The 21,715-nt window shown below is 67.7% G+C and carries 33 protein-coding genes; all 33 read left to right on the top strand.

Translation table 11 applies throughout. The annotated features are described in order from the left end of the window. The first annotated feature begins 194 nt into the window (after positions 1–194). The gene (locus BZY54_RS18110) at positions 195–1,610 is read left to right on the top strand and encodes a hypothetical protein (RefSeq protein WP_208640688.1); all 1,416 of its coding nucleotides are present in this window, start codon (positions 195–197) and stop codon (positions 1,608–1,610) included. Then, entirely contained in the window at positions 1,585–3,234 is a 1,650-nt protein-coding gene (locus tag BZY54_RS18105) for a hypothetical protein (protein WP_086726230.1), read from the top strand. The genes BZY54_RS18110 and BZY54_RS18105 overlap by 26 nt, the downstream gene beginning before the upstream one ends. 447 nt (positions 3,235–3,681) lie before the next feature. Continuing rightward, positions 3,682–5,214 (top strand): fibronectin type III domain-containing protein, encoded by a 1,533-nt coding sequence (locus BZY54_RS18100; protein WP_244217211.1) that lies wholly within the window; start codon positions 3,682–3,684, stop codon positions 5,212–5,214. Next, positions 5,214–5,678: an FAD synthase family protein gene (locus tag BZY54_RS18095; protein ID WP_086726228.1), complete on the top strand. Its 465-nt coding sequence runs from the start codon at positions 5,214–5,216 to the stop codon at positions 5,676–5,678. Before BZY54_RS18100 ends, BZY54_RS18095 begins: the two co-directional genes overlap by 1 nt. Before the next feature lie 750 nt (positions 5,679–6,428). Then, on the top strand, positions 6,429–6,737 hold the full coding sequence (gene rpsJ / locus BZY54_RS18090) for a 30S ribosomal protein S10 (protein WP_003948644.1): 309 nt from the start codon (positions 6,429–6,431) through the stop codon (positions 6,735–6,737). An 18-nt stretch (positions 6,738–6,755) separates the two neighbouring features. After that, positions 6,756–7,400 carry a 50S ribosomal protein L3 gene (gene rplC / locus BZY54_RS18085; protein ID WP_086726227.1) on the top strand — a complete coding sequence of 215 codons (645 nt, stop codon included), beginning with the start codon at positions 6,756–6,758 and terminating at the stop codon, positions 7,398–7,400. 8 nt (positions 7,401–7,408) lie between these two features. Next, entirely contained in the window at positions 7,409–8,065 is a 657-nt protein-coding gene (rplD, locus tag BZY54_RS18080) for a 50S ribosomal protein L4 (RefSeq protein ID WP_086726226.1), read from the top strand. Continuing rightward, complete coding sequence (rplW, locus tag BZY54_RS18075) at positions 8,065–8,484, top strand: 50S ribosomal protein L23 (RefSeq protein ID WP_086726225.1); 420 nt, start codon at positions 8,065–8,067, stop codon at positions 8,482–8,484. Before rplD ends, rplW begins: the two co-directional genes overlap by 1 nt. 40 nt (positions 8,485–8,524) lie before the next feature. Further along, positions 8,525–9,361, top strand: a complete 837-nt coding sequence (rplB, locus tag BZY54_RS18070; protein WP_086726224.1) for a 50S ribosomal protein L2 — start codon at positions 8,525–8,527, stop codon at positions 9,359–9,361. Between the two features lie 12 nt (positions 9,362–9,373). Next, positions 9,374–9,655: a 30S ribosomal protein S19 gene (rpsS, locus tag BZY54_RS18065; protein WP_086726223.1), complete on the top strand. Its 282-nt coding sequence runs from the start codon at positions 9,374–9,376 to the stop codon at positions 9,653–9,655. A 44-nt stretch (positions 9,656–9,699) separates the two neighbouring features. After that, complete coding sequence (gene rplV, locus BZY54_RS18060) at positions 9,700–10,047, top strand: 50S ribosomal protein L22 (protein WP_086726222.1); 348 nt, start codon at positions 9,700–9,702, stop codon at positions 10,045–10,047. After that, entirely contained in the window at positions 10,047–10,877 is an 831-nt protein-coding gene (gene rpsC, locus BZY54_RS18055; protein ID WP_009190135.1) for a 30S ribosomal protein S3, read from the top strand. Before rplV ends, rpsC begins: the two co-directional genes overlap by 1 nt. A 5-nt stretch (positions 10,878–10,882) precedes the next feature. Continuing rightward, positions 10,883–11,302, top strand: coding sequence for a 50S ribosomal protein L16 (gene rplP, locus BZY54_RS18050; protein ID WP_086726221.1), 420 nt, complete (start codon positions 10,883–10,885; stop codon positions 11,300–11,302). Further along, positions 11,302–11,526 (top strand): 50S ribosomal protein L29, encoded by a 225-nt coding sequence (gene rpmC, locus BZY54_RS18045; protein ID WP_018564811.1) that lies wholly within the window; start codon positions 11,302–11,304, stop codon positions 11,524–11,526. Before rplP ends, rpmC begins: the two co-directional genes overlap by 1 nt. Continuing rightward, a complete protein-coding gene (gene rpsQ / locus BZY54_RS18040; RefSeq protein WP_018543912.1) occupies positions 11,526–11,810 on the top strand; it encodes a 30S ribosomal protein S17 in 285 nt (94 codons plus the stop codon). Before rpmC ends, rpsQ begins: the two co-directional genes overlap by 1 nt. Before the next feature lie 98 nt (positions 11,811–11,908). After that, a complete protein-coding gene (gene rplN, locus BZY54_RS18035) occupies positions 11,909–12,277 on the top strand; it encodes a 50S ribosomal protein L14 (protein ID WP_003998823.1) in 369 nt (122 codons plus the stop codon). 2 nt (positions 12,278–12,279) lie between these two features. Next, positions 12,280–12,603, top strand: a complete 324-nt coding sequence (rplX, locus tag BZY54_RS18030) for a 50S ribosomal protein L24 (RefSeq protein ID WP_086726220.1) — start codon at positions 12,280–12,282, stop codon at positions 12,601–12,603. Then, positions 12,603–13,160: a 50S ribosomal protein L5 gene (gene rplE / locus BZY54_RS18025; protein ID WP_030174550.1), complete on the top strand. Its 558-nt coding sequence runs from the start codon at positions 12,603–12,605 to the stop codon at positions 13,158–13,160. Before rplX ends, rplE begins: the two co-directional genes overlap by 1 nt. 5 nt (positions 13,161–13,165) lie before the next feature. Further along, complete coding sequence (locus tag BZY54_RS18020) at positions 13,166–13,351, top strand: type Z 30S ribosomal protein S14 (RefSeq protein WP_059127180.1); 186 nt, start codon at positions 13,166–13,168, stop codon at positions 13,349–13,351. Between the two features lie 212 nt (positions 13,352–13,563). Further along, on the top strand, positions 13,564–13,962 hold the full coding sequence (gene rpsH / locus BZY54_RS18010; protein ID WP_009190141.1) for a 30S ribosomal protein S8: 399 nt from the start codon (positions 13,564–13,566) through the stop codon (positions 13,960–13,962). Between the two features lie 24 nt (positions 13,963–13,986). Continuing rightward, positions 13,987–14,526: a 50S ribosomal protein L6 gene (gene rplF / locus BZY54_RS18005; protein ID WP_086726219.1), complete on the top strand. Its 540-nt coding sequence runs from the start codon at positions 13,987–13,989 to the stop codon at positions 14,524–14,526. Positions 14,527–14,529: 3 nt separating this feature from the next. After that, positions 14,530–14,913, top strand: a complete 384-nt coding sequence (gene rplR / locus BZY54_RS18000) for a 50S ribosomal protein L18 (protein ID WP_030174556.1) — start codon at positions 14,530–14,532, stop codon at positions 14,911–14,913. 40 nt (positions 14,914–14,953) lie between these two features. After that, a complete protein-coding gene (gene rpsE / locus BZY54_RS17995; RefSeq protein ID WP_009190144.1) occupies positions 14,954–15,559 on the top strand; it encodes a 30S ribosomal protein S5 in 606 nt (201 codons plus the stop codon). A 2-nt stretch (positions 15,560–15,561) separates the two neighbouring features. Next, complete coding sequence (rpmD, locus tag BZY54_RS17990) at positions 15,562–15,744, top strand: 50S ribosomal protein L30 (protein ID WP_009190145.1); 183 nt, start codon at positions 15,562–15,564, stop codon at positions 15,742–15,744. Between the two features lie 2 nt (positions 15,745–15,746). Continuing rightward, positions 15,747–16,202 (top strand): 50S ribosomal protein L15, encoded by a 456-nt coding sequence (gene rplO, locus BZY54_RS17985; protein WP_086726218.1) that lies wholly within the window; start codon positions 15,747–15,749, stop codon positions 16,200–16,202. 183 nt (positions 16,203–16,385) lie between these two features. Further along, positions 16,386–17,699: a preprotein translocase subunit SecY gene (gene secY, locus BZY54_RS17980; protein WP_086726217.1), complete on the top strand. Its 1,314-nt coding sequence runs from the start codon at positions 16,386–16,388 to the stop codon at positions 17,697–17,699. Beyond that, entirely contained in the window at positions 17,699–18,361 is a 663-nt protein-coding gene (locus BZY54_RS17975) for an adenylate kinase (protein WP_086726216.1), read from the top strand. The genes secY and BZY54_RS17975 overlap by 1 nt, the downstream gene beginning before the upstream one ends. 155 nt (positions 18,362–18,516) lie before the next feature. Next, a complete protein-coding gene (gene map, locus BZY54_RS17970; RefSeq protein WP_086726215.1) occupies positions 18,517–19,353 on the top strand; it encodes a type I methionyl aminopeptidase in 837 nt (278 codons plus the stop codon). Positions 19,354–19,537: 184 nt separating this feature from the next. Then, positions 19,538–19,759, top strand: a complete 222-nt coding sequence (gene infA / locus BZY54_RS17965; RefSeq protein WP_003948620.1) for a translation initiation factor IF-1 — start codon at positions 19,538–19,540, stop codon at positions 19,757–19,759. Between the two features lie 66 nt (positions 19,760–19,825). Then, complete coding sequence (gene rpmJ / locus BZY54_RS17960) at positions 19,826–19,939, top strand: 50S ribosomal protein L36 (protein WP_003998809.1); 114 nt, start codon at positions 19,826–19,828, stop codon at positions 19,937–19,939. A 197-nt stretch (positions 19,940–20,136) separates the two neighbouring features. Then, positions 20,137–20,517: a 30S ribosomal protein S13 gene (gene rpsM / locus BZY54_RS17955; RefSeq protein WP_086726214.1), complete on the top strand. Its 381-nt coding sequence runs from the start codon at positions 20,137–20,139 to the stop codon at positions 20,515–20,517. A 69-nt stretch (positions 20,518–20,586) separates the two neighbouring features. Then, entirely contained in the window at positions 20,587–20,991 is a 405-nt protein-coding gene (gene rpsK, locus BZY54_RS17950; protein ID WP_003956432.1) for a 30S ribosomal protein S11, read from the top strand. Positions 20,992–21,139: 148 nt separating this feature from the next. Continuing rightward, positions 21,140–21,715 (top strand): DNA-directed RNA polymerase subunit alpha (gene rpoA / locus BZY54_RS17945; RefSeq protein WP_086726213.1); only part of this gene is annotated, 576 nt, incomplete at its 3' end.

Raw genomic sequence — 21,715 nt, 5'->3', positions numbered from 1 at the left:
AAATACGACAGAAATTGATACTTTATGACGCGAAACGCTCTCGATGGCGACCGGTATGCGTGGTAACTGAGCTATAACTCGATCACTCCTGATTTTTTCGGTTCATTCGGTTCCGACGCCTCGGTGAGGGGATGCGAGTGCGGGACGGTCGAGTCCGTTGCACGGCTGCGGTAGGGGCCTGGGCCCTGGTGCTCATGGTCCTGCTGCCCGGCCTGGTCCTGCTGAGCCCCGGCACGCACCCCGTCCTCACGCTCGCCGCGCAGTGCGTGGTCGTGGCGCACAGCGGTGGGGCGCTCGCTCGGGTACTGACCGACACCTCCGTGCGGCTCACCGCACTCGGTTTCTGGCTCTTCACCTACGTATGGCTCGGGCTGGCGCCGCTGGCGATGCTCGCCACCGACACCTACCCCGAGGGATACCGGACCGGCGCGGCCACCGCGTTCACCGCCACCGCCCTGACCGAACTCGGGCTCGTCGCCTACAGCGCCGGAGCGGCCCTCGCCAGGCGCGCGGCCGGCCGATCGGTCGTCCTCGAACCGCTGCTCTCCCGCCGGATCGCACCCGTGCGCGCACTGCTCCTGTGCGGTCTGTCGCTCGTTCTCGCGATCCTGCTCATCCCCCGGGCCGGCGGACCAGGCGTCTTCTTCAGCAGCCGGCAGGCCCTGGAACAGGCGGGCGCCGACGGGGAGATGTCGAAGGCGCTCGAGGTCTCGATCCTCGCCGCCCCCGCCTTCTGGGCGCTGGTGGCCCTGCTGCACCTGCCGCGTCCGAGGGCGGGCGACCGGCTGCTGCGCGCCGTCCGCCTGCTGCTGCTCCCGCTCTTCCTCGGGCTCAACGCGGTCGTCAACAACCCGATCAGCAGGCCGCGTTTCTGGGTCGGAACCGTCCTGCTGGTCCTGCTCTTCTCATGGCGCCGGTTCAGCCGGCCGCGCGCCTTCCGCCTCGCGGCGGCGGCGCTCGCAGCCGTGGTGCTGCTCGTCTTCCCCTACAGCGACTACTTCCGCACCGACAAACGTGAGGCCATCCAGGTGCTGAGTCCGGCGGAGCAGTTCACCACCAACATGGACTACGACGCCTTCCAGCAGATGCTGGTAGGCGTCGACTACGTGAAAGAGGCCGGCTTCTCGCCGTCCGCGGTGCTCGGCCCGGCCCTGTTCATGGTCCCGCGCTCGGCATGGCCCGGCAAACCTGAGCCCGTCGCCACGACGCTCGCCGAGTACGCGGGCTACCGGTTCCAGAATCTCTCGGCGCCGCTGTGGATCGAGAGCTATCTGTGGGGTGGTGCTCCCGCCGTGGTGGCCGTCTTCTGCCTGTTGGGCGCGGCCGGGCGCCGCATGGACGACATCCGGGAACGGCTCCGGGGCAGGCGGGCCACGCTGGCCGTGCTGCTGGTCCCGGCCTTCGCCTTCTACCAGATGATCTTTCTGCGCGGCAGCCTCCTGGCCGTCATGGCGCCGATGACGCTGTTCCTGGCCCTTCCGCTGGTCATCAGCTCGTCCGCCGCCCGGTCGTCCCGTTCTCCTTCACCGGCGTGTCCGCCCGCGGACGCCGACCACGTACCGATCCCCGCACAAGGAGGCTTCCGTGCCCAGCCCCACCGGCTTCGATGACCAGTACGTGGAACGGGACCAGCTCCGCGACCAGCTGCGTCAACTGCTGCGGTACCCCGTCACCATCGCCGCGGGAATCGCCCTCGGGCTGCTCGGCGGGCTGCTGCTCGTGCAGCTCCGCGCAGGCAGCTACACCTCCACCGCCGACGTTCTCGTCCGCTCGAAGGTGGACCCGTTCAGCACGTACGGCGTGTCCGTCGACAACCAGTTGAGCATGGGAACGGAACGGCAGATCGGCCTGAGCGCCACCGTCGCGACCCGTGCGGCACGGGCGCTGGGCGAACCGTCCCGAGCCGCCACGCTTCCGGCGGACCTGCGCGTCACGAATCCCCCCGACAGCCAGGTGCTCAGATTCACGTACACCGCGGCGAGCCCGCGGCGGGCGGCCCGGGTGGCCAACGCGTTCGCGCAGGCCTACCTCGCCGATCGCCAGGACAGGACCCGGGCCACGGTGCAGCGGATGACGAGTGGGCTGGAGCAGCAGATCGGCGTGCTGGCCGCCAAGGGGAGCACCGCGAAGACGGACGATCCGGCGGCCGGGGCCCGACGGGACCAGATCAACGCGCTGCAGAAGCGGATCTCGGACATCCGGGCCTTCGACACCAGCGGCGGTGACATCGTGCGCGTGGCCGAGCCCCCGGCGCGGCCCTCGGGACCGGGCAGAGGTGCACTGATCGGCCTGGGCCTGCTGGCAGGCGTCCTCTTGGGCATCGTGCTCGCGTGGCTGAGGTCCGCCCTCGAACCGCGGGTGCGCTCGGTCGGCGAGGTCCAGGCGGTGCTCGACGCCCCCGTGCTTGGCATCCTCCCGGGCCGCGGCACGGGGGACGACAAGGACGAGCTGCTGCAGGTCGGCCGGGTCGCCGGCAGCCGTGCGGAGGCCTACCGGACTCTCGCCTTCCGGCTCCGGCACGGCAAGGACGGCGTGGTCGGGCGCACCCTCCTGGTCGTCGCGCCGAAGCAGGACGGCAACGCGGAGGCCGCCGCGGTGAATCTCGCCGCGGCCCTCGCCGAGTCCGGTGACGACGTACTGCTGGTGGACGCCACCGCGAGCACGCCCGGCCTCTCGGCACGACTGCCACTGGCCGCCGACGACTCCGGTGCCGGCGGCGAGGCGGCCGGTCCGCCCGAGGGTCGGGTCGCCGTCGACGCGGGCACGGCCGGGCGTTTCCTGCTCGTTCCGGGAACACGCGGCACCGACGACGTCGCGGCCTCCGCCACGGTGACCCGTGCCGTGCCGTGCGCCGATTCCGGTATGACGGTCATCGCCATCACCCGACCGCTGCTCGAACGCACCGACGGTCTCGCCGTGGCCCAACGCGTCGACGGCGTCCTCGTGGTGGGCGGTGACCACACCAGGCGCGACGACCTCAAGCGGCTGCGGGAGCACATCGGTTGCTCCGGCGGTCGCATCGTGGGCGCGGTGCTCGACGCCGATGCACGGCGCAACTGGGGGCATCGGCCGAAGAAAGAGGGTCCGGCCACGACGCCGGCCGCATCCGTCCCGGAGGCCGCCCAGCCGCCCGTGCCCGGACAGCACGCCGACGGCACGGCGGGGAAAGAAAAGCTCCCGCAGCCGCAGGACGGCTCGTCCGCGCAGGACGACACCCTCACCGTCTCCGGGTGACGCGCGCCTTCGCAGCCGTTTCCCCCGCCGCGACCGCCTTCGCCGGTCCGCGGGCCATTTCCTCCCTCTTCGGCATCAGCGCGGACCGAAGCAGACCGCCGGAATCCTCGCCGCTCCTCGTTCGGGCATTCCGGGAGCCGCCTTTTCGTGGGAAGCGGCCGGCGTCGTCGAAAACTTCTCGGCCGCAGGTTCCCGCAGGTTGCCGACGGGCGACACGGGGATCGGACTCGCTATCGGAATTACCCAGGGAATCGGTGCGCTCGGTATACGTTTGCACCGATTTCCCGCCACGCCGGGAGCGTATGAGCCGGCCGGTGTGCTCCATGCACGTGTCTCGCAAAGCCGTCGTGGAACCGAATTCTGAAAAACCCCTCCGCTTCTTCTCGCACCCTTACACCTCCACCCCGGGGTAAACGCATGCGCCTGAGAAAACACACGACGAGGGCCGTGGCCACTGCTTCGACCGCGGTCCTCCTCGTGGCCGCTTCGCTGCTGACCGCCGCCAACTCGGCCGCCAGCGGCCAGAAGAACGAAAAGACCCGCGCCGCCGGGAAGACCCTCACCGCCCGTCCGCTGGCGACATGGCAGACGGACGGCATCGTCTGGTCGGTCGAGTACGCGCGCGGTGTGGTGTACGTCGGCGGCACCTTCGGCAACGTCCGGCCGCCGGGCGCCAAACCCGGCGAGAAGCAGGTCCCGCGCAAGAACTTCGCCGCGTTCGACGCCGCCACCGGCGCGCTGCTGCCGTGCGCCCCCGCCTTCTCGGGCACCAGCAGCACCGTACGGGCACTGAAGGCGTCGCGCGACGGCAAGAGGCTGTACGTCGGGGGCTACTTCAGCAGGGCCGGCGGCACCGGAGTGGCCAGCGCGGTCGCGCTGAACACGGCCGACTGCTCCCTGCGCAAGGATTTCCGTCCCGCCGTGTCGGCGACCGTCCGGGCCATCGACACGACCGACACCGCCGTGTACCTCGGCGGCGACTTCATGACCGTCAGCGGCCGGTCCAGGCACCGCATCGCGGCGCTCGGTCCCAGCGGCTCGGTGCTGCCGTTCACGGCGGACGTCGATGCACCGGTCAGGGCCGTCCTCGCCGCACCGGACCGCGGGAAAGTGATCGTCGGTGGCGACTTCCACCGGGTCAACGGTGCCCCGCAGCGGGCACTGGTCGCCCTCGACGCGTCGAAGGGCTCGACAGCCGTCTCGTACCCGCACTGGGTCCCGGAAGGATCGGCGGTGAAGGCGCTGGCGAGGGACGACACCGCCTTCTACGTGGGAGCCGAGGGCAGAGGGGTGGGGCGCTTCGACGGGCGCATCGCCGGCCGGCTGTCCGACGGCACGATGCTCTGGAAGGACGACTGCCAGGGCGCCACCCAGGCTCTTGTGGTGTACAAGGGAGCCCTGTACAGCGGATCCCACGCCCACGAATGCCGCTCGACACCGGGTGGCTTCCCCGACGGACCCCGTCACCACTTCCTGGCTCAATCGGTCCGGGACAAGCGGATTCTGCACTGGTTCCCCGACACCAACGACGGAATCGGCGAAAAGATCGGTCCCCGAGCCCTGGTGATGGCCGGCGGGATCCTCTGGGCGGGCGGCGAGTTCACCACGGTCAACGGCAGACCTCAGCAGGGGCTGACGCGCTTCGGCGCCGGGCCCGGCAACGCGGCGCCGGAAGCGGCTCCCCGGCTCACGGCCGGGAGTTCCCGCGCGGGCGGTGTGACACTCACCTGGCGTGCCGCATGGGACCGGGACGACGCGGAGCTGACCTACCGGATCTACCGCGACGGCGTCCTCGTGGCCACGATGAGGCAGCAGTCGGTCGCGTGGAAGCGCCCGCAGATGAAGTACACGGACTCCGTCACCCCCGGCTCCCGCCACCGCTACACGATCGCCGTCACGGACGGCGCGAACACCCTGCCGAGGTCGCAAGCGGTCGAGGTGACCGCAGCCGCCGCGAAGCGGTCGGCGGGAGCGCACTGATGGGAGAGCGCCTCGGGTACGCGCCAGGGGTCTTCGACCTGTTCCACGTGGGGCACCTCAACATCCTGCGCCGGGCCCGGGAGCACTGCGACCGGTTGATCGCGGGCGTCTGCACCGACGACCTGGTGGCGCAGCTGAAGGGCCGGCCGCCCGTCGTGCCGCTCTCCGAGCGACTGGAGATCGTCCGCAGCGTGCGCCATGTGGACGGGACCTTCGTCGCCACGGTGAACGACAAGATCGAGGCCTGGAAGCAGGTCGGTTTCGACGTCATCTTCAAGGGCGACGACTGGCTCGGCTCAGAGGTCTGGACCAACCTCGAAACCGAGTTCGCGAAGCTCGGTGTGGACGTCGTCTACTTCCCCTACACCGCGCACACCTCCAGCACGCTCCTGCGGGACGCGCTGCGCATCCTGGGGCCGCGCGATCCCTCCGGGGCGAACGAGATCCTTTCCCTCCGGGAGTAGGGTCTTTCGTTCGGATCAGGCCGGATCAGGGAGCGGGGTCTGGTGCGTGCAGCTGCAAGGCGGAGGAGGGCGTCGACGCGGAGCGTCGGCGACCGACGACAACGCCGCTGGGGGCACCACCCACGCCCTTGAGGCAGTGGGGGGAGCGCGTGCCAGGCCCCGCGAGCCCGGCATGATGCAAATGAGAGGCCCTAGGGATCTCCGGCAGCCTCCAGGAGCAGGGGCCTCCAGAGGCGGAAGGCGGGCGCACGACGAGCCGGACCGGCGGACGGGGAACCCTCCCGTCCGCCGCTTCGGCGTGCCCGACAGGGGCAGCCGCGTCGAGTCCCCGTTTGACCTCTGCCACCCCCGGGGTAATCTCTTCGGCTCGATTGGCCAGGCTGCCGCCCTCTATGGCAGACTGTCCGAGTTGCTCGGTCGAGTGTTGATGCTGCGCGCCTCCCGCCGGGAGGACCGGAAGCGAGTCCCACAGTACTCGTCGCCTTAACTGCCTGATGGCAGCGCTGGGGCGGACGTACGGGAATCTTCCGGGAAGTGTGGGCGCGGCACCGGCCAGGCACCCGGTGGGTCTTCACCCTCGGTCCAGCGGTTCCGAAAGGGCCGTGCTCCCCACGCAGGGATGTTCGAACAAGGGACATCCATGTCAGCGGGAGCGCGACACGCCCGACCGCGTGGGTCGGAGGAGGCCAAGGGAAACCAGGCAAGCACCGGGTTCCAGAGCGTGAGAAGAGACAGGACTACGAAGTAGCCATGGCGGGACAGAAGATCCGCATCCGGCTCAAGGCCTACGACCACGAGGTCATCGACTCCTCGGCGAAGAAGATCGTCGAGACGGTGACCCGCACTGGTGCGTCGGTCGCGGGCCCGGTGCCGCTGCCCACTGAGAAGAACGTGTACTGCGTCATCAAGTCGCCGCACAAGTACAAGGACTCGCGCGAGCACTTCGAGATGCGCACGCACAAGCGCCTGATCGACATCCTCGACCCGACCCCCAAGACCGTTGACTCTCTGATGCGACTCGACCTCCCGGCCGGTGTCGACATCGAGATCAAGCTCTGAGGCGCGGTGATCTGAGAGATGGCTAAGCAGATCAAGGGCATCCTGGGCGAGAAGCTCGGCATGACGCAGGTGTGGGACGAGAACAACCGTGTTGTTCCGGTCACCGTCGTCAAGGCCGGCCCGAACGTCGTCACCCAGGTTCGTACCAACGACGTCGACGGCTACGAGTCCGTGCAGATCGCCTTCGGCGAGATCGACCCGCGCAAGGTGAACAAGCCCCTCAAGGGCCACTTCGCGAAGGCCGACGTCACCCCCCGTCGTCACCTCGTCGAGATCCGCACCGCGGACGCCGCCGAGTACGCCCTCGGCCAGGAGATCACCGCTGAGGTGTTCGAGGCCGGCGTGAAGGTCGACGTCACCGGCAAGAGCAAGGGCAAGGGCTTCGCCGGTGTCATGAAGCGCCACAACTTCGGTGGCCTCGGCGCCGGTCACGGCACCCAGCGCAAGCACCGCTCTCCCGGTTCCATCGGTGGCTGCGCCACCCCGGGCCGTGTGTTCAAGGGCCTCCGCATGGCGGGTCGTATGGGCAACGAGCGGGTCACCACCCAGAACCTGACCGTCCACGCCGTTGACGCGGAGAAGGGTCTGCTGCTCATCAAGGGCGCGGTTCCCGGTCCGAACGGCGGCCTCGTCCTGGTCCGCACCGCGGCCAAGGGGGCCTGAGGTAACCGATGAGCACTGTTGACATCCTTTCGCCGGCGGGCGAGAAGGCCGGTTCCGTCGAGCTCCCCGCGGAGATCTTCGGCGTTGAGAAGGTCAGCGTTCCGCTGATCCACCAGGTCGTCGTCGCGCAGCTGGCCGCCGCCCGCCAGGGCACGCACAAGACCAAGACCCGCGGCGAGGTCCGTGGCGGTGGCAAGAAGCCGTACCGCCAGAAGGGCACCGGTCGCGCCCGCCAGGGTTCGACCCGCGCGCCGCAGTTCGCCGGTGGTGGCGTCGTGCACGGTCCCGTGCCGCGCGACTACTCGCAGCGGACCCCGAAGAAGATGAAGGCCGCGGCCCTGCGCCACGCCCTCACCGACCGGGCCCGCCACAACCGCATCCACGTCGTCACCGGCGTGGTCGAGGGCGAGATCTCCACCAAGGCCGCCAAGACGCTGTTCGGCAAGATCAGCGAGCGCAAGAACCTGCTGCTCGTCGCCGACCGCTCCGACGAGGCCGCGTGGCTGTCCGCCCGCAACCTGCCCCAGGTCCACATCCTGGAGCCGGGCCAGCTGAACACGTACGACGTTCTCGTCTCGGACGACGTGGTCTTCACCAAGGCCGCTTTCGAGTCCTTCGTCGCCGGCCCGAACAAGGCCAACGACACCGAAGGGAGCGAGGCCTGATGGCTACGCGTCACCCCTCCATCGCCTCGAAGGCCGCCAAGGCCGCCAAGGCCGCGCGCGTCGCCAAGGCGCGCCGTCACGCCGCCGAGGGCAAGAACACCGTCGAGACCCCGCTGAGCAAGTCGTACACGGACCCCCGTGACGTCCTGGTCAAGCCGGTCGTCTCCGAGAAGAGCTACGCGCTCCTCGACGAGAACAAGTACACGTTCATCGTCGACCCGCGTGCCAACAAGACCCAGATCAAGGAGGCCGTCCAGGCGGTCTTCGAGGTCAAGGTCACCGGGGTCAACACGATCAACCGCCAGGGCAAGCGCAAGCGGACCCGCACCGGCTTCGGCCAGCGTGCGGCGACCAAGCGCGCGATCGTGACCCTCGCCGAGGGCGACCGTATCGACATCTTCGGCGGTCCGACCGCCTGACGGCGGTCCGGATCGTCCGATATCGGACGAGGACTGAGAAATGGGTATCCGCAAGTACAAGCCGACGACTCCTGGCCGTCGTGGCGCCAGCGTCGCCGACTTCGTCGAGGTCACGCGGTCCACGCCGGAGAAGTCGCTGGTCCGTCCCCTGCACAGCAAGGGCGGCCGTAACAATTCCGGTCGTGTGACCGTTCGCCACCAGGGTGGCGGACACAAGCGCGCCTACCGCGTGATCGACTTCCGTCGTCACGACAAGGACGGCGTGCCGGCGAAGGTCGCGCACATCGAGTACGACCCCAACCGCACCGCGCGCATCGCGCTGCTGCACTACGCCGACGGCGAGAAGCGCTACATCCTCGCGCCGCGCGGCCTGTCGCAGGGCGACCGCGTCGAGAACGGTCCCGGGGCCGACATCAAGCCGGGCAACAACCTGGCCCTCCGTAACATCCCGGTCGGTACGACGCTGCACGCGATCGAGCTCCGTCCGGGTGGTGGCGCCAAGTTCGCCCGCTCCGCCGGTGCCTCCGTGCAGCTGCTCGCGAAGGAGGGCTCGATGGCCCACCTCCGCATGCCGTCCGGTGAGATCCGCCTGGTCGACCAGCGCTGCCGCGCCACGGTCGGCGAGGTCGGCAACGCCGAGCAGAGCAACATCAACTGGGGCAAGGCCGGCCGCAAGCGCTGGCTGGGCGTCCGCCCGACCGTTCGCGGTGTGGCGATGAACCCGGTTGACCACCCCCACGGTGGTGGTGAGGGCAAGACCTCGGGTGGTCGCCACCCGGTCAGCCCCTGGGGTCAGAAGGAAGGTCGTACTCGTTCTCCCAAGAAGGCGAGCAACAAGTACATCGTCCGCCGCCGCAAGACGAACAAGAAGCGCTAAGGACGGGTTGAGATGCCTCGTAGCTTGAAGAAGGGGCCTTTCGTCGACGACCACCTGATGAAGAAGGTGGACGTCCAGAACGAAGCCGGCACCAAGAACGTCATCAAGACCTGGTCCCGCCGCTCGATGATCGTCCCGGCCATGCTGGGCCACACGATCGCGGTGCACAACGGCAAGACCCACATCCCGGTGTTTGTCACCGAGTCCATGGTCGGCCACAAGCTCGGCGAGTTCTCGCCGACGCGCACCTTCCGGGGTCACGTCAAGGAAGACCGGAAGTCGAAGCGCCGCTAGTCAGCGGGGTGTGAATGATCATGACAAACACTGAAGGGACAACCATGGAAGCCAGGGCCCAGGCGCGGTACATCCGCGTCACGCCCATGAAGGCCCGCCGTGTGGTGGACCTCATCCGTGGCATGGACGCCGCGGAGGCTCAGGCGGTCCTGCGTTTCGCCCCGCAGGCCGCGAGCGTGCCGGTGGGCAAGGTGCTGGACAGCGCCATCGCCAACGCCGCGCACAACTACGACCACACCGACGTCGACAGCCTGTACGTCTCCGAGGCGTACGTCGACGAGGGCCCGACCCTGAAGCGGTTCCGTCCGCGTGCCCAGGGCCGTGCCTACCGGATCCGCAAGCGGACCAGCCACATCACCGTGGTCGTCAGCAGCAAGGAAGGAACCCGGTAATGGGCCAGAAGGTAAACCCGCACGGGTTCCGGCTCGGTGTCACGACCGACTTCAAGTCGCGTTGGTACGCCGACAAGCTGTACAAGGACTACGTCAAGGAAGACGTCGCCATCCGTCGGATGATGACGTCCGGCATGGAGCGCGCCGGCATCTCCAAGGTCGAGATCGAGCGCACCCGTGACCGCGTGCGTGTGGACATCCACACCGCTCGTCCGGGCATCGTCATCGGCCGCCGCGGCGCCGAGGCCGACCGCATCCGCGGCGACCTCGAGAAGCTCACCGGCAAGCAGGTCCAGCTGAACATCCTCGAGGTCAAGAACCCCGAGACCGACGCTCAGCTCGTGGCCCAGGCCGTCGCCGAGCAGCTCTCCTCCCGCGTCTCCTTCCGCCGTGCCATGCGCAAGAGCATGCAGTCGGCGATGAAGGCGGGCGCCAAGGGCATCAAGATCCAGTGCGGTGGCCGCCTCGGCGGCGCCGAGATGTCCCGCTCGGAGTTCTACCGCGAGGGCCGCGTGCCCCTGCACACGCTCCGCGCGAACGTGGACTACGGCTTCTTCGAGGCCAAGACGACCTTCGGCCGCATCGGCGTGAAGGTCTGGATCTACAAGGGCGACGTCAAGAACATCGCCGAGGTCCGCGCCGAGAACGCCGCCGCCCGTGCGGGCAACCGCCCGGCTCGCGGTGGCGCCGACCGCCCGGCCCGTGGTGGCCGCGGTGGCGAGCGGCGCGGTCGCAAGCCGCAGCAGCAGTCGGCTCCCGCCGCCGAGGCCCCCAAGGCCGAGGCTCCGGCCGCTGCCGCTCCGGCTGAGAGCACCGGAACGGAGGCCTGACCGAAATGCTGATCCCCCGTAGGGTCAAGCACCGCAAGCAGCACCACCCGAAGCGCAGCGGCGCTGCCAAGGGCGGTACCCAGGTTGCGTTCGGCGAGTACGGCATCCAGGCGCTGACCCCGGCGTACGTCACGAACCGCCAGATCGAGGCGGCTCGTATCGCCATGACCCGTCACATCAAGCGTGGCGGCAAGGTCTGGATCAACATCTACCCGGACCGCCCCCTCACCAAGAAGCCGGCCGAGACCCGCATGGGTTCCGGTAAGGGTTCCCCGGAGTGGTGGGTCGCGAACGTCAAGCCCGGACGCGTGATGTTCGAGCTGTCGTACCCCAACGAGAAGATCGCCCGTGAGGCGCTGCTTCGTGCGGCCCACAAGCTGCCGATGAAGTGCCGGATCGTCAAGCGCGAGGCAGGTGAAGCGTGATGTCGGCCGGTACCAAGGCGTCCGAGCTGCGCGAGCTGGGCAACGAGGAGCTTCTGGGCAAGCTCCGCGAGGCCAAGGAAGAGCTGTTCAACCTCCGCTTCCAGGCGGCGACCGGTCAGCTCGAGAACCACGGCCGTCTGAAGGCGGTCCGCAAGGACATCGCGCGGATCTACACCCTGATGCGCGAGCGTGAGCTGGGCATCGAAACGGTGGAGAACGCCTGATGAGCGAGAAGAACGTGACTGAGAACGCAGAGGCCCGTGGCTTCCGCAAGACCCGTGAGGGTCTCGTCGTCAGCGACAAGATGGACAAGACCGTCGTCGTCGCCGTCGAGGACCGCGTGAAGCACGCGCTGTACGGCAAGGTCATCCGCCGTACCAACAAGCTCAAGGCGCACGACGAGCAGAACGCCGCGGGTGTCGGCGACCGCGTCCTCCTGATGGAGACCCGGCCGCTGTCCGCGACGAAGCGCTGGCGCGTCGTCGAGATCCTCGAGAAGGCCAAGTAATTCCTGCGGGGCAGACCCCGCAGGTCAGTTCCGCCAGGCTCCGGGGGCCGCTCGCCTGAGCGGCCCCCGGGGAACCGGCAGACGATCAGGAGATAGACGTGATCCAGCAGGAGTCGCGACTGCGTGTCGCCGACAACACTGGTGCGAAGGAGATCCTTTGCATCCGTGTGCTCGGTGGCTCCGGTCGCCGCTACGCGGGCATCGGTGACGTCATCGTCGCCACCGTCAAGGACGCGATCCCCGGTGGCAACGTGAAGAAGGGTGACGTCGTCAAGGCGGTCATCGTTCGCACCGTCAAGGAGCGCCGCCGTCCGGACGGCTCGTACATCCGCTTCGACGAGAACGCCGCCGTCATTCTGAAGAACGACGGCGACCCTCGCGGCACCCGTATCTTCGGCCCGGTGGGCCGTGAGCTGCGCGAGAAGAAGTTCATGAAGATCATCTCCCTCGCGCCGGAGGTGCTGTGAGCATGAAGATCAAGAAGGGCGACCTGGTCCAGGTCATCACCGGCAAGGACAAGGGCAAGCAGGGCAAGGTCATTGCCGCTTACCCGCGCGAGGAGCGTGTCCTGGTCGAGGGTGTCAACCGGGTCAAGAAGCACACCAAGGCCGGCCCGACCGCCAGCGGTTCCCAGGCCGGCGGCATCGTGACCACCGAGGCCCCGATCCACGTGAGCAACGTTCAGCTCGTCGTGGAGAAGGACGGTCAGAAGGTCGTCACGCGTGTCGGTTACCGCTTCGACGACGAAGGCAACAAGATCCGCGTTGCCAAGCGGACGGGTGAGGACATCTGATGGCTACCACCACTGCCCCGCGTCTGAAGCAGAAGTACCGCGACGAGATCGCCCCGAAGCTGCGTGACGAGTTCAAGTACGAGAACGTCATGCAGATCCCGGGCCTCGTCAAGATCGTGGTCAACATGGGTGTGGGCGACGCCGCCCGCGACTCCAAGCTGATCGAGGGCGCCATCCGCGACCTCACCACGATCACCGGCCAGAAGCCGGCGGTCACCAAGGCCCGCAAGTCCATCGCGCAGTTCAAGCTGCGTGAGGGTCAGCCGATCGGTGCCCACGTCACGCTCCGTGGCGACCGCATGTGGGAGTTCCTGGACCGCACCCTGTCGCTCGCGCTGCCGCGCATCCGCGACTTCCGCGGCCTGTCCCCCAAGCAGTTCGACGGCCGTGGCAACTACACCTTCGGTCTCACGGAGCAGGTCATGTTCCACGAGATCGACCAGGACAAGATCGACCGCGTCCGGGGTATGGACATCACCGTGGTCACCACGGCGACCAACGACGCTGAGGGCCGCGCGCTCCTTCGTCACCTCGGCTTCCCGTTCAAGGAGGCGTGAGCGAGATGGCGAAGAAGGCTCTGATTGCCAAGGCTGCTCGCAAGCCCAAGTTCGGTGTGCGTAGCTACACGCGCTGCCAGCGCTGCGGCCGTCCGCACTCCGTGTACCGCAAGTTCGGCCTGTGCCGCGTGTGCCTTCGTGAGATGGCTCACCGTGGCGAGCTGCCGGGCGTGACCAAGAGCTCCTGGTAACAACCCAGTTGGGTTGAAGCCGGGCTCTCGGTAAGCATCTGGGTCCGGCAGGAGGCCCACCTCACATGCCTTAGGCTTGTGGGGTTGGGCGCCTGCCGTGCCCGTACGACTTACTACGCCGTAGGTCCACCGCGCCGCACCCGTCCCGTCTCGGATCGGGGAGAGGGATGGCGCACCAGGAAACCCCGGCGAGAGAGGCCGAAGGCCAATTCATGACCATGACTGATCCGATCGCAGACATGCTCACGCGTCTGCGGAACGCGAACTCGGCATACCACGACACCGTGACCATGCCGCACTCGAAGATCAAGTCGCACATCGCGGAGATCCTCCAGCAGGAGGGCTTCATCACGGGCTGGAAGACCGAGGACGCCGAGGTCGGCAAGAACCTCGTCCTCGAGCTGAAGTACGGCCCGAACCGTGAGCGCTCCATCGCGGGCATCAAGCGGATCTCCAAGCCCGGTCTCCGGGTCTACGCGAAGTCCACCAACCTGCCGAAGGTGCTCGGCGGCCTCGGCGTGGCGATCATCTCCACGTCGCACGGGCTCCTCACCGACAAGCAGGCCGGCAAGAAGGGCGTGGGTGGGGAAGTCCTCGCCTACGTCTGGTAACGGAAGGGAACGGAGGAAACAGCTATGTCGCGCATCGGCAAGCTCCCCATCGCGGTTCCCGCCGGCGTGGACGTCACCATCGACGGCCGTACGGTTTCGGTCAAGGGCCCCAAGGGCGAGCTGACCCACACCGTCGCGGCGCCGATCGAGGTCGCCAAGGGCGAAGACGGCACCCTGCTGGTGACCCGCCCGAACGACGAGCGTCAGAACAGGGCCCTGCACGGCCTGTCCCGCACGCTGGTGGCGAACATGATCACCGGCGTGACCCAGGGTTACGTGAAGAAGCTCGAGATCAGCGGTGTCGGTTACCGCGTTGTCGCCAAGGGCTCGAACCTCGAGTTCGCGCTCGGCTACAGCCACCCGATCCTGGTCGAGGCGCCCGAGGGCATCACCTTCAAGGTGGAGGCCCCGACCCGCTTCTCGGTCGAGGGCATCGACAAGCAGAAGGTCGGCGAGGTTGCGGCCAACATCCGCAAGCTGCGCAAGCCGGACCCGTACAAGGCCAAGGGCGTCAAGTACGAGGGCGAAGTCATCCGCCGCAAGGTCGGAAAGGCGGGTAAGTAAGCCATGGCATACGGGCAGAAGATCCTCAAGGGCGACGCCTACAAGCGCGCCGCGATCAAGCGCCGTCACATCCGGATCCGCAAGCGGATCGCCGGTACGGCGGAGCGCCCCCGTCTGGTCGTGACCCGCTCCAACCGCCACATCGTGGCGCAGGTGATCGACGACCTGAAGGGCCACACCCTGGCGTCGGCGTCCACCCTGGACACCTCGATCCGCGGTGGCGAGGGCGACAAGTCCGCGCAGGCCAAGCAGGTCGGCGCCCTGGTCGCCGAGCGTGCCAAGGCCGCCGGTGTCGAGGCCGTCGTGTTCGACCGTGGTGGCAACCAGTACGCCGGGCGCATCGCCGCCCTGGCGGACGCCGCCCGCGAAGCCGGCCTGAAGTTCTGAGCCGGTTCCGAGCTAGCGGAAACAGAGAGAGGTAATTCCAATGGCTGGACCCCAGCGCCGCGGTGGCGGTGCCGGTGGCGGCGAGCGGCGGGACCGGAAGGGCCGTGACGGCGGCGCAGCTGCCGCCGAGAAGACCGCGTACGTTGAGCGCGTCGTCGCGATCAACCGCGTCGCCAAGGTTGTGAAGGGTGGTCGTCGCTTCAGCTTCACCGCGCTGGTCGTGGTGGGCGACGGTGACGGCACCGTGGGTGTCGGATACGGCAAGGCCAAGGAGGTGCCGGCCGCCATCGCCAAGGGCGTTGAGGAGGCCAAGAAGCACTTCTTCAAGGTCCCCCGGATCCAGGGCACCATCCCGCACCCCATCCAGGGTGAGAAGGCTGCCGGCGTCGTGCTGCTCAAGCCCGCGTCCCCCGGTACCGGTGTTATCGCCGGTGGTCCGGTGCGTGCCGTGCTCGAGTGCGCCGGTATCCACGACGTGCTGTCGAAGTCGCTCGGCTCCGACAACGCCATCAACATCGTGCACGCCACCGTGGAGGCCCTCAAGGGCCTGCAGCGTCCCGAGGAGATCGCGGCCCGCCGCGGTCTGCCCCTCGAGGACGTCGCTCCCGCGGCTCTCCTGCGTGCGCGTGCCGGGGCGGGTGCGTAATCATGGCGCAGCTCAAGATCACGCAGACGAAGTCCTACATCGGCAGCAAGCAGAACCACCGCGACACCCTGCGTTCCCTGGGCCTCAAGCGCCTGGGTGACGTGGTCGTCAAGGAGGACCGTCCCGAGTTCCGCGGCATGGTGCACACCGTCCGCCACCTCGTAACGGTCGAGGAGGTCGACTGATCATGGCGGAGCAGAACCCGCTGAAGATCCACAACCTCCGTCCCGCCCCGGGCGCCAAGACCGCCAAGACCCGTGTCGGTCGTGGTGAGGCGTCGAAGGGTAAGACGGCCGGTCGTGGTACCAAGGGCACGAAGGCCCGCTACCAGGTTCCGGAGAGCTTCGAGGGCGGCCAGATGCCTCTGCACATGCGCCTCCCGAAGCTGAAGGGCTTCAAGAACCCGTTCAAGACCGAGTACCAGGTCGTGAACCTCGACAAGCTGGCCGCGCTCTACCCGCAGGGTGGCGAGGTCACGGTCGAGGACCTGGTGGCCAAGGGTGCCGTTCGCAAGAACAGCCTCGTCAAGGTCCTCGGCCAGGGCGAGGTCTCCGTGGCGCTGCAGGTGACGGTGGACGCCGTCTCCGGCTCCGCCAAGGAGAAGATCGCCGCCGCCGGCGGCACTGTCACCGAGCTCGTCTGAGCGATCGCTCAGGCCTTTCGATGACGTAGACAGTCCCGACCGGGGATACCTCACAATGAGGTATCCCCGGTTGGTCGTTCCAAGGGGGGCAGTGTCGCCGGTAAGGTGGCCTGCACTGCTCTTTTCATCGAACCTCAAGACCGTCACCCTTGACGCACTGGCGCGGGGGTCGCAGGAGGCACCGTGCTCACCGGCTTCGCCCGGGCGTTCAGGACGCCCGACCTGCGCAAGAAGCTGCTCTTCACACTCGGCATCATCGTGGTGTACCGCCTCGGTACCCACATCCCGATCCCGGGCGTCAACTACAAGGCCGTCCAGCAGTGTGTGACCGAGGCATCCGGCAACCAGGGGCTCTTCGGCCTGGTCAACATGTTCAGCGGCGGCGCACTGCTGCAGATCACGGTCTTCGCCCTCGGGATCATGCCGTACATCACGGCGAGCATCATCCTGCAGCTGCTGACCGTGGTGATCCCGCGCCTGGAAGCCCTCAAGAAGGAGGGCCAGGCCGGCACGTCCAAGATCACCCAGTACACCCGTTACCTGACGGTGGCGCTGGCCATCCTGCAGGGCACCGGCCTGGTGGCCACCGCCCGCAGTGGCGCCCTGTTCTCCGGGTGCACGGTCGCGGGCAGCATCGTGCCCGAGCGGGCGATCTTCAACACCATCGTCATGGTCATCTGCATGACCGCCGGCACGACCGTCGTCATGTGGCTCGGTGAGCTCATCACCGACCGCGGCATCGGCAACGGCATGTCGATCCTGATGTTCATCTCGATCGCCGCGACGTTCCCGTCCGCGCTGTGGGCCATCAAGAAGCAGGGCACCCTGGCCGGCGGCTGGATCGAGTTCGGCACCGTCATCCTGGTCGGCCTGGTCATGGTCGGTCTGGTCGTCTTCGTGGAGCAGGCCCAGCGCCGCATCCCGGTGCAGTACGCGAAGCGCATGATCGGCCGACGGTCCTACGGCGGTACGTCCACGTACATCCCGCTCAAGGTCAACCAGGCCGGTGTGATTCCCGTCATCTTCGCGTCGTCGCTGCTCTACATCCCGGCACTGGTCGCCCAGTTCGCGGGCGGCAACGCGGGGTGGAAGACGTGGGTGACGCAGAACCTGACCAAGGGCGATCACCCGATTTACATCACCATGTACTTCTTGCTCATCGTGTTCTTCGCGTTCTTCTACGTGGCGATCTCCTTCAACCCCGAAGAAGTCGCGGACAACATGAAGAAGTATGGTGGCTTCATCCCGGGCATCCGGGCTGGCCGACCGACCGCTGAGTACCTTTCGTTCGTGCTCAACCGGATCACCTGGCCGGGTTCGCTGTATCTGGGTCTGATCGCTCTCGTGCCGACAATGGCGTTGGTCGGGTTCGGCGCAAGCCAGAACTTCCCCTTCGGCGGGACCAGCATCCTGATCATCGTGGGTGTCGGCCTCGAGACGGTGAAGCAGATCGAGAGCCAGCTCCAGCAGCGCAATTACGAAGGGTTCCTCCGCTGATGCGAATCGTCCTCGTCGGGCCGCCTGGTGCCGGTAAGGGAACACAGGCCGTACGCCTTGCCGAGAAGCTGCGCATCCCGCACATCTCCACGGGTGACCTGTTCCGCGCCAACATCAGCAAGCAGACCGAGCTCGGCAAGCTCGCGAAGTCCTACATGGACGCCGGCAACCTCGTACCCGACGAGGTCACCATCGCCATGGCCAAGGACCGCATGGAGCAGCCCGACGCCGAGGGCGGCTTCCTGCTGGACGGCTTCCCGCGCAACGTGTCCCAGGCCGAGGCGCTGGACGCACTGCTGCAGGAGGAGAGCATCAAGCTCGACGCGGTGCTGGACCTGGAGGTCCCCGAGGACGAGGTCGTCAAGCGGATCGCCGGCCGGCGGGTCTGCCGGAACGAGTCCAGTCACGTCTTCCACGTGACCTACAGCCCGCCGAAGCAGGAGGGCGTCTGCGACGTCTGCGGCGGTGAGCTGTACCAGCGCGACGACGACTCCGAGGGGACCGTCCGCAAGCGGCTGGAGGTCTACCACACGCAGACCGAGCCGATCATCGACTACTACAAGGCGCAGGGCCTGGTCGTGACGATCTCCTCGCTCGGCCCGGTGGACGAGATCACGCGGCGCGCGCTGGAGGCGCTCAAGCGCGAGGACGCCACGAAGTAGTCACCATGTCGCGTGCAGCCGCGGTTCCTCCGGAAGGGACCGCGGCTGCGCTGTGGGGTCGGGTCGCGCCCCCGTATCTTTGAATGAGTCCGCCCCCTTCCGGGGACCCACCTCCCGGAGAGTCCTCGTCCGGTCCGAGAAAGGCCGTTGTCCCCATGGTGCAGATCAAGACCCCCGAGCAGATCGCCAAGATGCGTGCGGCGGGGCTGGTCGTCGCCGCGATCCACGCGGCCACCCGGGAGGCGGCCGTGCCCGGGGCGAGCACCAAGGACCTGGACGAGGTGGCCCGCAAGGTTCTCGCCGAGCACAACGCCAAGCCGAACTTCCTCGGCTACGGCGGCTTCCCGGCCACGATCTGCACCTCGGTCAACGAGGTCGTCGTCCACGGCATCCCGTCGGAGGACGTCGTCCTCAAGGACGGCGACGTCATCTCCATCGACTGCGGCGCGATCGTCGACGGCTGGCACGGCGACGCCGCCTACACGGCGTTCGTGGGATCCGGTCACTCCCCGGAGCTCGTCGAGCTCTCCCGGGTGACCGAGGGGTCGATGTGGGCCGGGATCGCCGCCATGAAGCAGGGCAACCGGCTGGTCGACATCTCCCGTGCCGTCGAGACGTACATCCGCCGCCAGCCCAAGCCCGGTGGCGGCCGGTACGGGATCATCGAGGACTACGGCGGCCACGGCATCGGCACCGAGATGCACATGGACCCGCACCTGCTGAACTACGTCGACCGGCGGCGCGGCAAGGGCCCCAAGCTGGTCCCCGGCTTCTGCCTGGCCATCGAGCCGATGGTCTCCCTCGGCACCCCGCGGACGCGGGTCCTCGAGGACGACTGGACGGTCATCACCACGGACGGCACCTGGTCCTCCCACTGGGAGCACTCGGTCGCCCTGACCGAGCAGGGGCCGCTGGTCCTGACGGCCCCGGACGCCGGCAGGGCGAAGCTCGCGGAGTACGGCATCACCGCGGCGCCGGACCCGCTGGCGTGACGGCGCTTCTCGACGGCTCCCCGCTCGCATAACGATCTCCTGCGCGGGGCAGACTCCTCCGATTCGTGTTTCCGGGTGCGCTGACGTAGACTGACTCGTCGGCTCTCGTGCACCCGCATGTCCGCATGCGCCCGCAAGGGAAGCAGAGAGAGTCGATCAAGGTAGTCGATTCGAAGGGCGAAGCGTGGCCAAGAAGCAAGGTGCCATCGAGATCGAGGGCACTGTCGTCGAGTCTCTGCCGAACGCCATGTTCAAGGTCGAGCTCCAGAACGGCCACCAGGTCCTGGCACACATCAGCGGCAAGATGCGTATGCACTACATCCGCATCCTCCCTGACGACCGGGTCGTGGTGGAGCTGTCTCCGTACGACCTGACGCGTGGCCGGATCGTCTACCGCTACAAGTAGATCTTGCCCCACGTCCCGCGGTGACCGCGGGGCCGCCGGCAACTGACCCGGAGAACCTCACATCCCATGAAGGTCAAGCCGAGCGTCAAGAAGATCTGCGACAAGTGCAGGGTGATCCGCCGTCACGGCCGGGTCATGGTCATCTGCGAGAACCCGCGCCACAAGCAGCGCCAGGGCTGACGTACGACCGACCGCACCCTCTGCACCGCTATCGCAGAGATTCGCGCGACGCGAGCTGAATATGTTCATACGCAGGACCCGAGCCGCGAGGCGGCTTGACACCCCCGGTTCGGAGGCCGGGGACCCGGTTCGTACCTCGTACGGCGGCCGGGAGTCGGTTCTGCGGAAGACCTCCGAAGATCAACTGGAGCCATTGAATGGCACGCGTTTCCGGTGTTGACATCCCGCGCGAAAAGCGCGTGGAGATCGCACTCACCTACGTGTTCGGCATTGGCCGGACCCTGTCGCAGCAGACCCTTGCTGCGACCGGCATCGACCCGAACACCCGAGTTCGCGACCTCTCCGAGGAGCAGCTCGTCGCGATCCGCGAGTACGTCGACAACAACATCAGGACCGAGGGTGACCTCCGTCGCGAGATCCAGGCCGACATCCGCCGCAAGGTCGAGATCGGTACCTACCAGGGTCTCCGTCACCGTCGCGGTCTGCCCGTCCGCGGTCAGCGCACCAGCACCAACGCCCGTACCCGCAAGGGCCCGCGTCGCGCCATCGCCGGCAAGAAGAAGCCGGGCAAGAAGTAGTCCGCAGCGACACTCGCCGTCCAGCGGTCTTCGCTGTAGGACCGACCACCTCCCGTAGGAGTTTTCGACATGCCCCCCAAGGGACGTCAGGGCGCTGCCAAGAAGGTGCGCCGCAAGGAAAAGAAGAACGTCGCTCACGGCCACGCGCACATCAAGAGCACGTTCAACAACACCATCGTTTCGATCACCGACCCGAGCGGCAACGTGATCTCCTGGGCCTCCGCCGGCCACGTCGGCTTCAAGGGCTCCCGGAAGTCCACGCCGTTCGCCGCGCAGATGGCCGCCGAGTCGGCCGCCCGCCGCGCCCAGGAGCACGGCATGCGCAAGGTCGACGTGTTCGTCAAGGGCCCGGGTTCCGGTCGTGAGACCGCGATCCGCTCCCTGCAGGCCACGGGTCTCGAGGTCGGCTCCATCCAGGACGTCACCCCGACCCCGCACAACGGCTGCCGTCCGCCGAAGCGTCGTCGCGTCTGACGCTCGCCGCTCCAGGGCGTCGGTTCGGGCGGTACGGCTCCTTCGGGTCGTGCTGCCCGTACCCTTGCAGTACCCGCACTCTTCACGGGTGCGGTCTCCGTCGGACGTCAAATAGCGGGCGTCCACGAAAGAAGGATCTGATCCACAGATGCTGATCGCTCAGCGACCCTCGTTGACCGAAGAGGTCGTCGACGAGTTCCGCTCCCGGTTCGTGATCGAGCCGCTGGAGCCGGGCTTCGGCTACACCCTCGGCAACTCCCTGCGCCGTACCCTCCTGTCGTCGATCCCCGGAGCTGCTGTCACCAGCATCCGCATCGACGGCGTCCTGCACGAGTTCACCACCGTGCCGGGCGTCAAGGAGGACGTCACCGACCTGATCCTCAACATCAAGCAGCTGGTCGTCTCCTCGGAGCACGACGAGCCCGTCGTGATGTACCTGCGCAAGCAGGGCCCGGGTCTGGTCACCGCCGCCGACATCGCGCCCCCGGCCGGTGTCGAGGTGCACAACCCCGACCTCGTCCTCGCCACGCTCAACGGCAAGGGCAAGCTGGAGATGGAGCTGACCGTCGAGCGCGGTCGCGGCTACGTCTCCGCCGTGCAGAACAAGCAGGTGGGCCAGGAGATCGGCCGCATCCCGGTCGACTCGATCTACTCGCCGGTTCTGAAGGTCACGTACAAGGTCGAGGCCACGCGTGTCGAGCAGCGCACCGACTTCGACAAGCTG

Origin of the sequence: Streptomyces carpinensis (genome assembly GCF_002154505.1) — a bacterium.
Classification (GTDB): domain Bacteria; phylum Actinomycetota; class Actinomycetes; order Streptomycetales; family Streptomycetaceae; genus Streptomyces; species Streptomyces carpinensis.
Note: the sequence above shows the minus strand (reverse complement) of the source record. Positions and strands in the feature narration are given on the sequence as shown.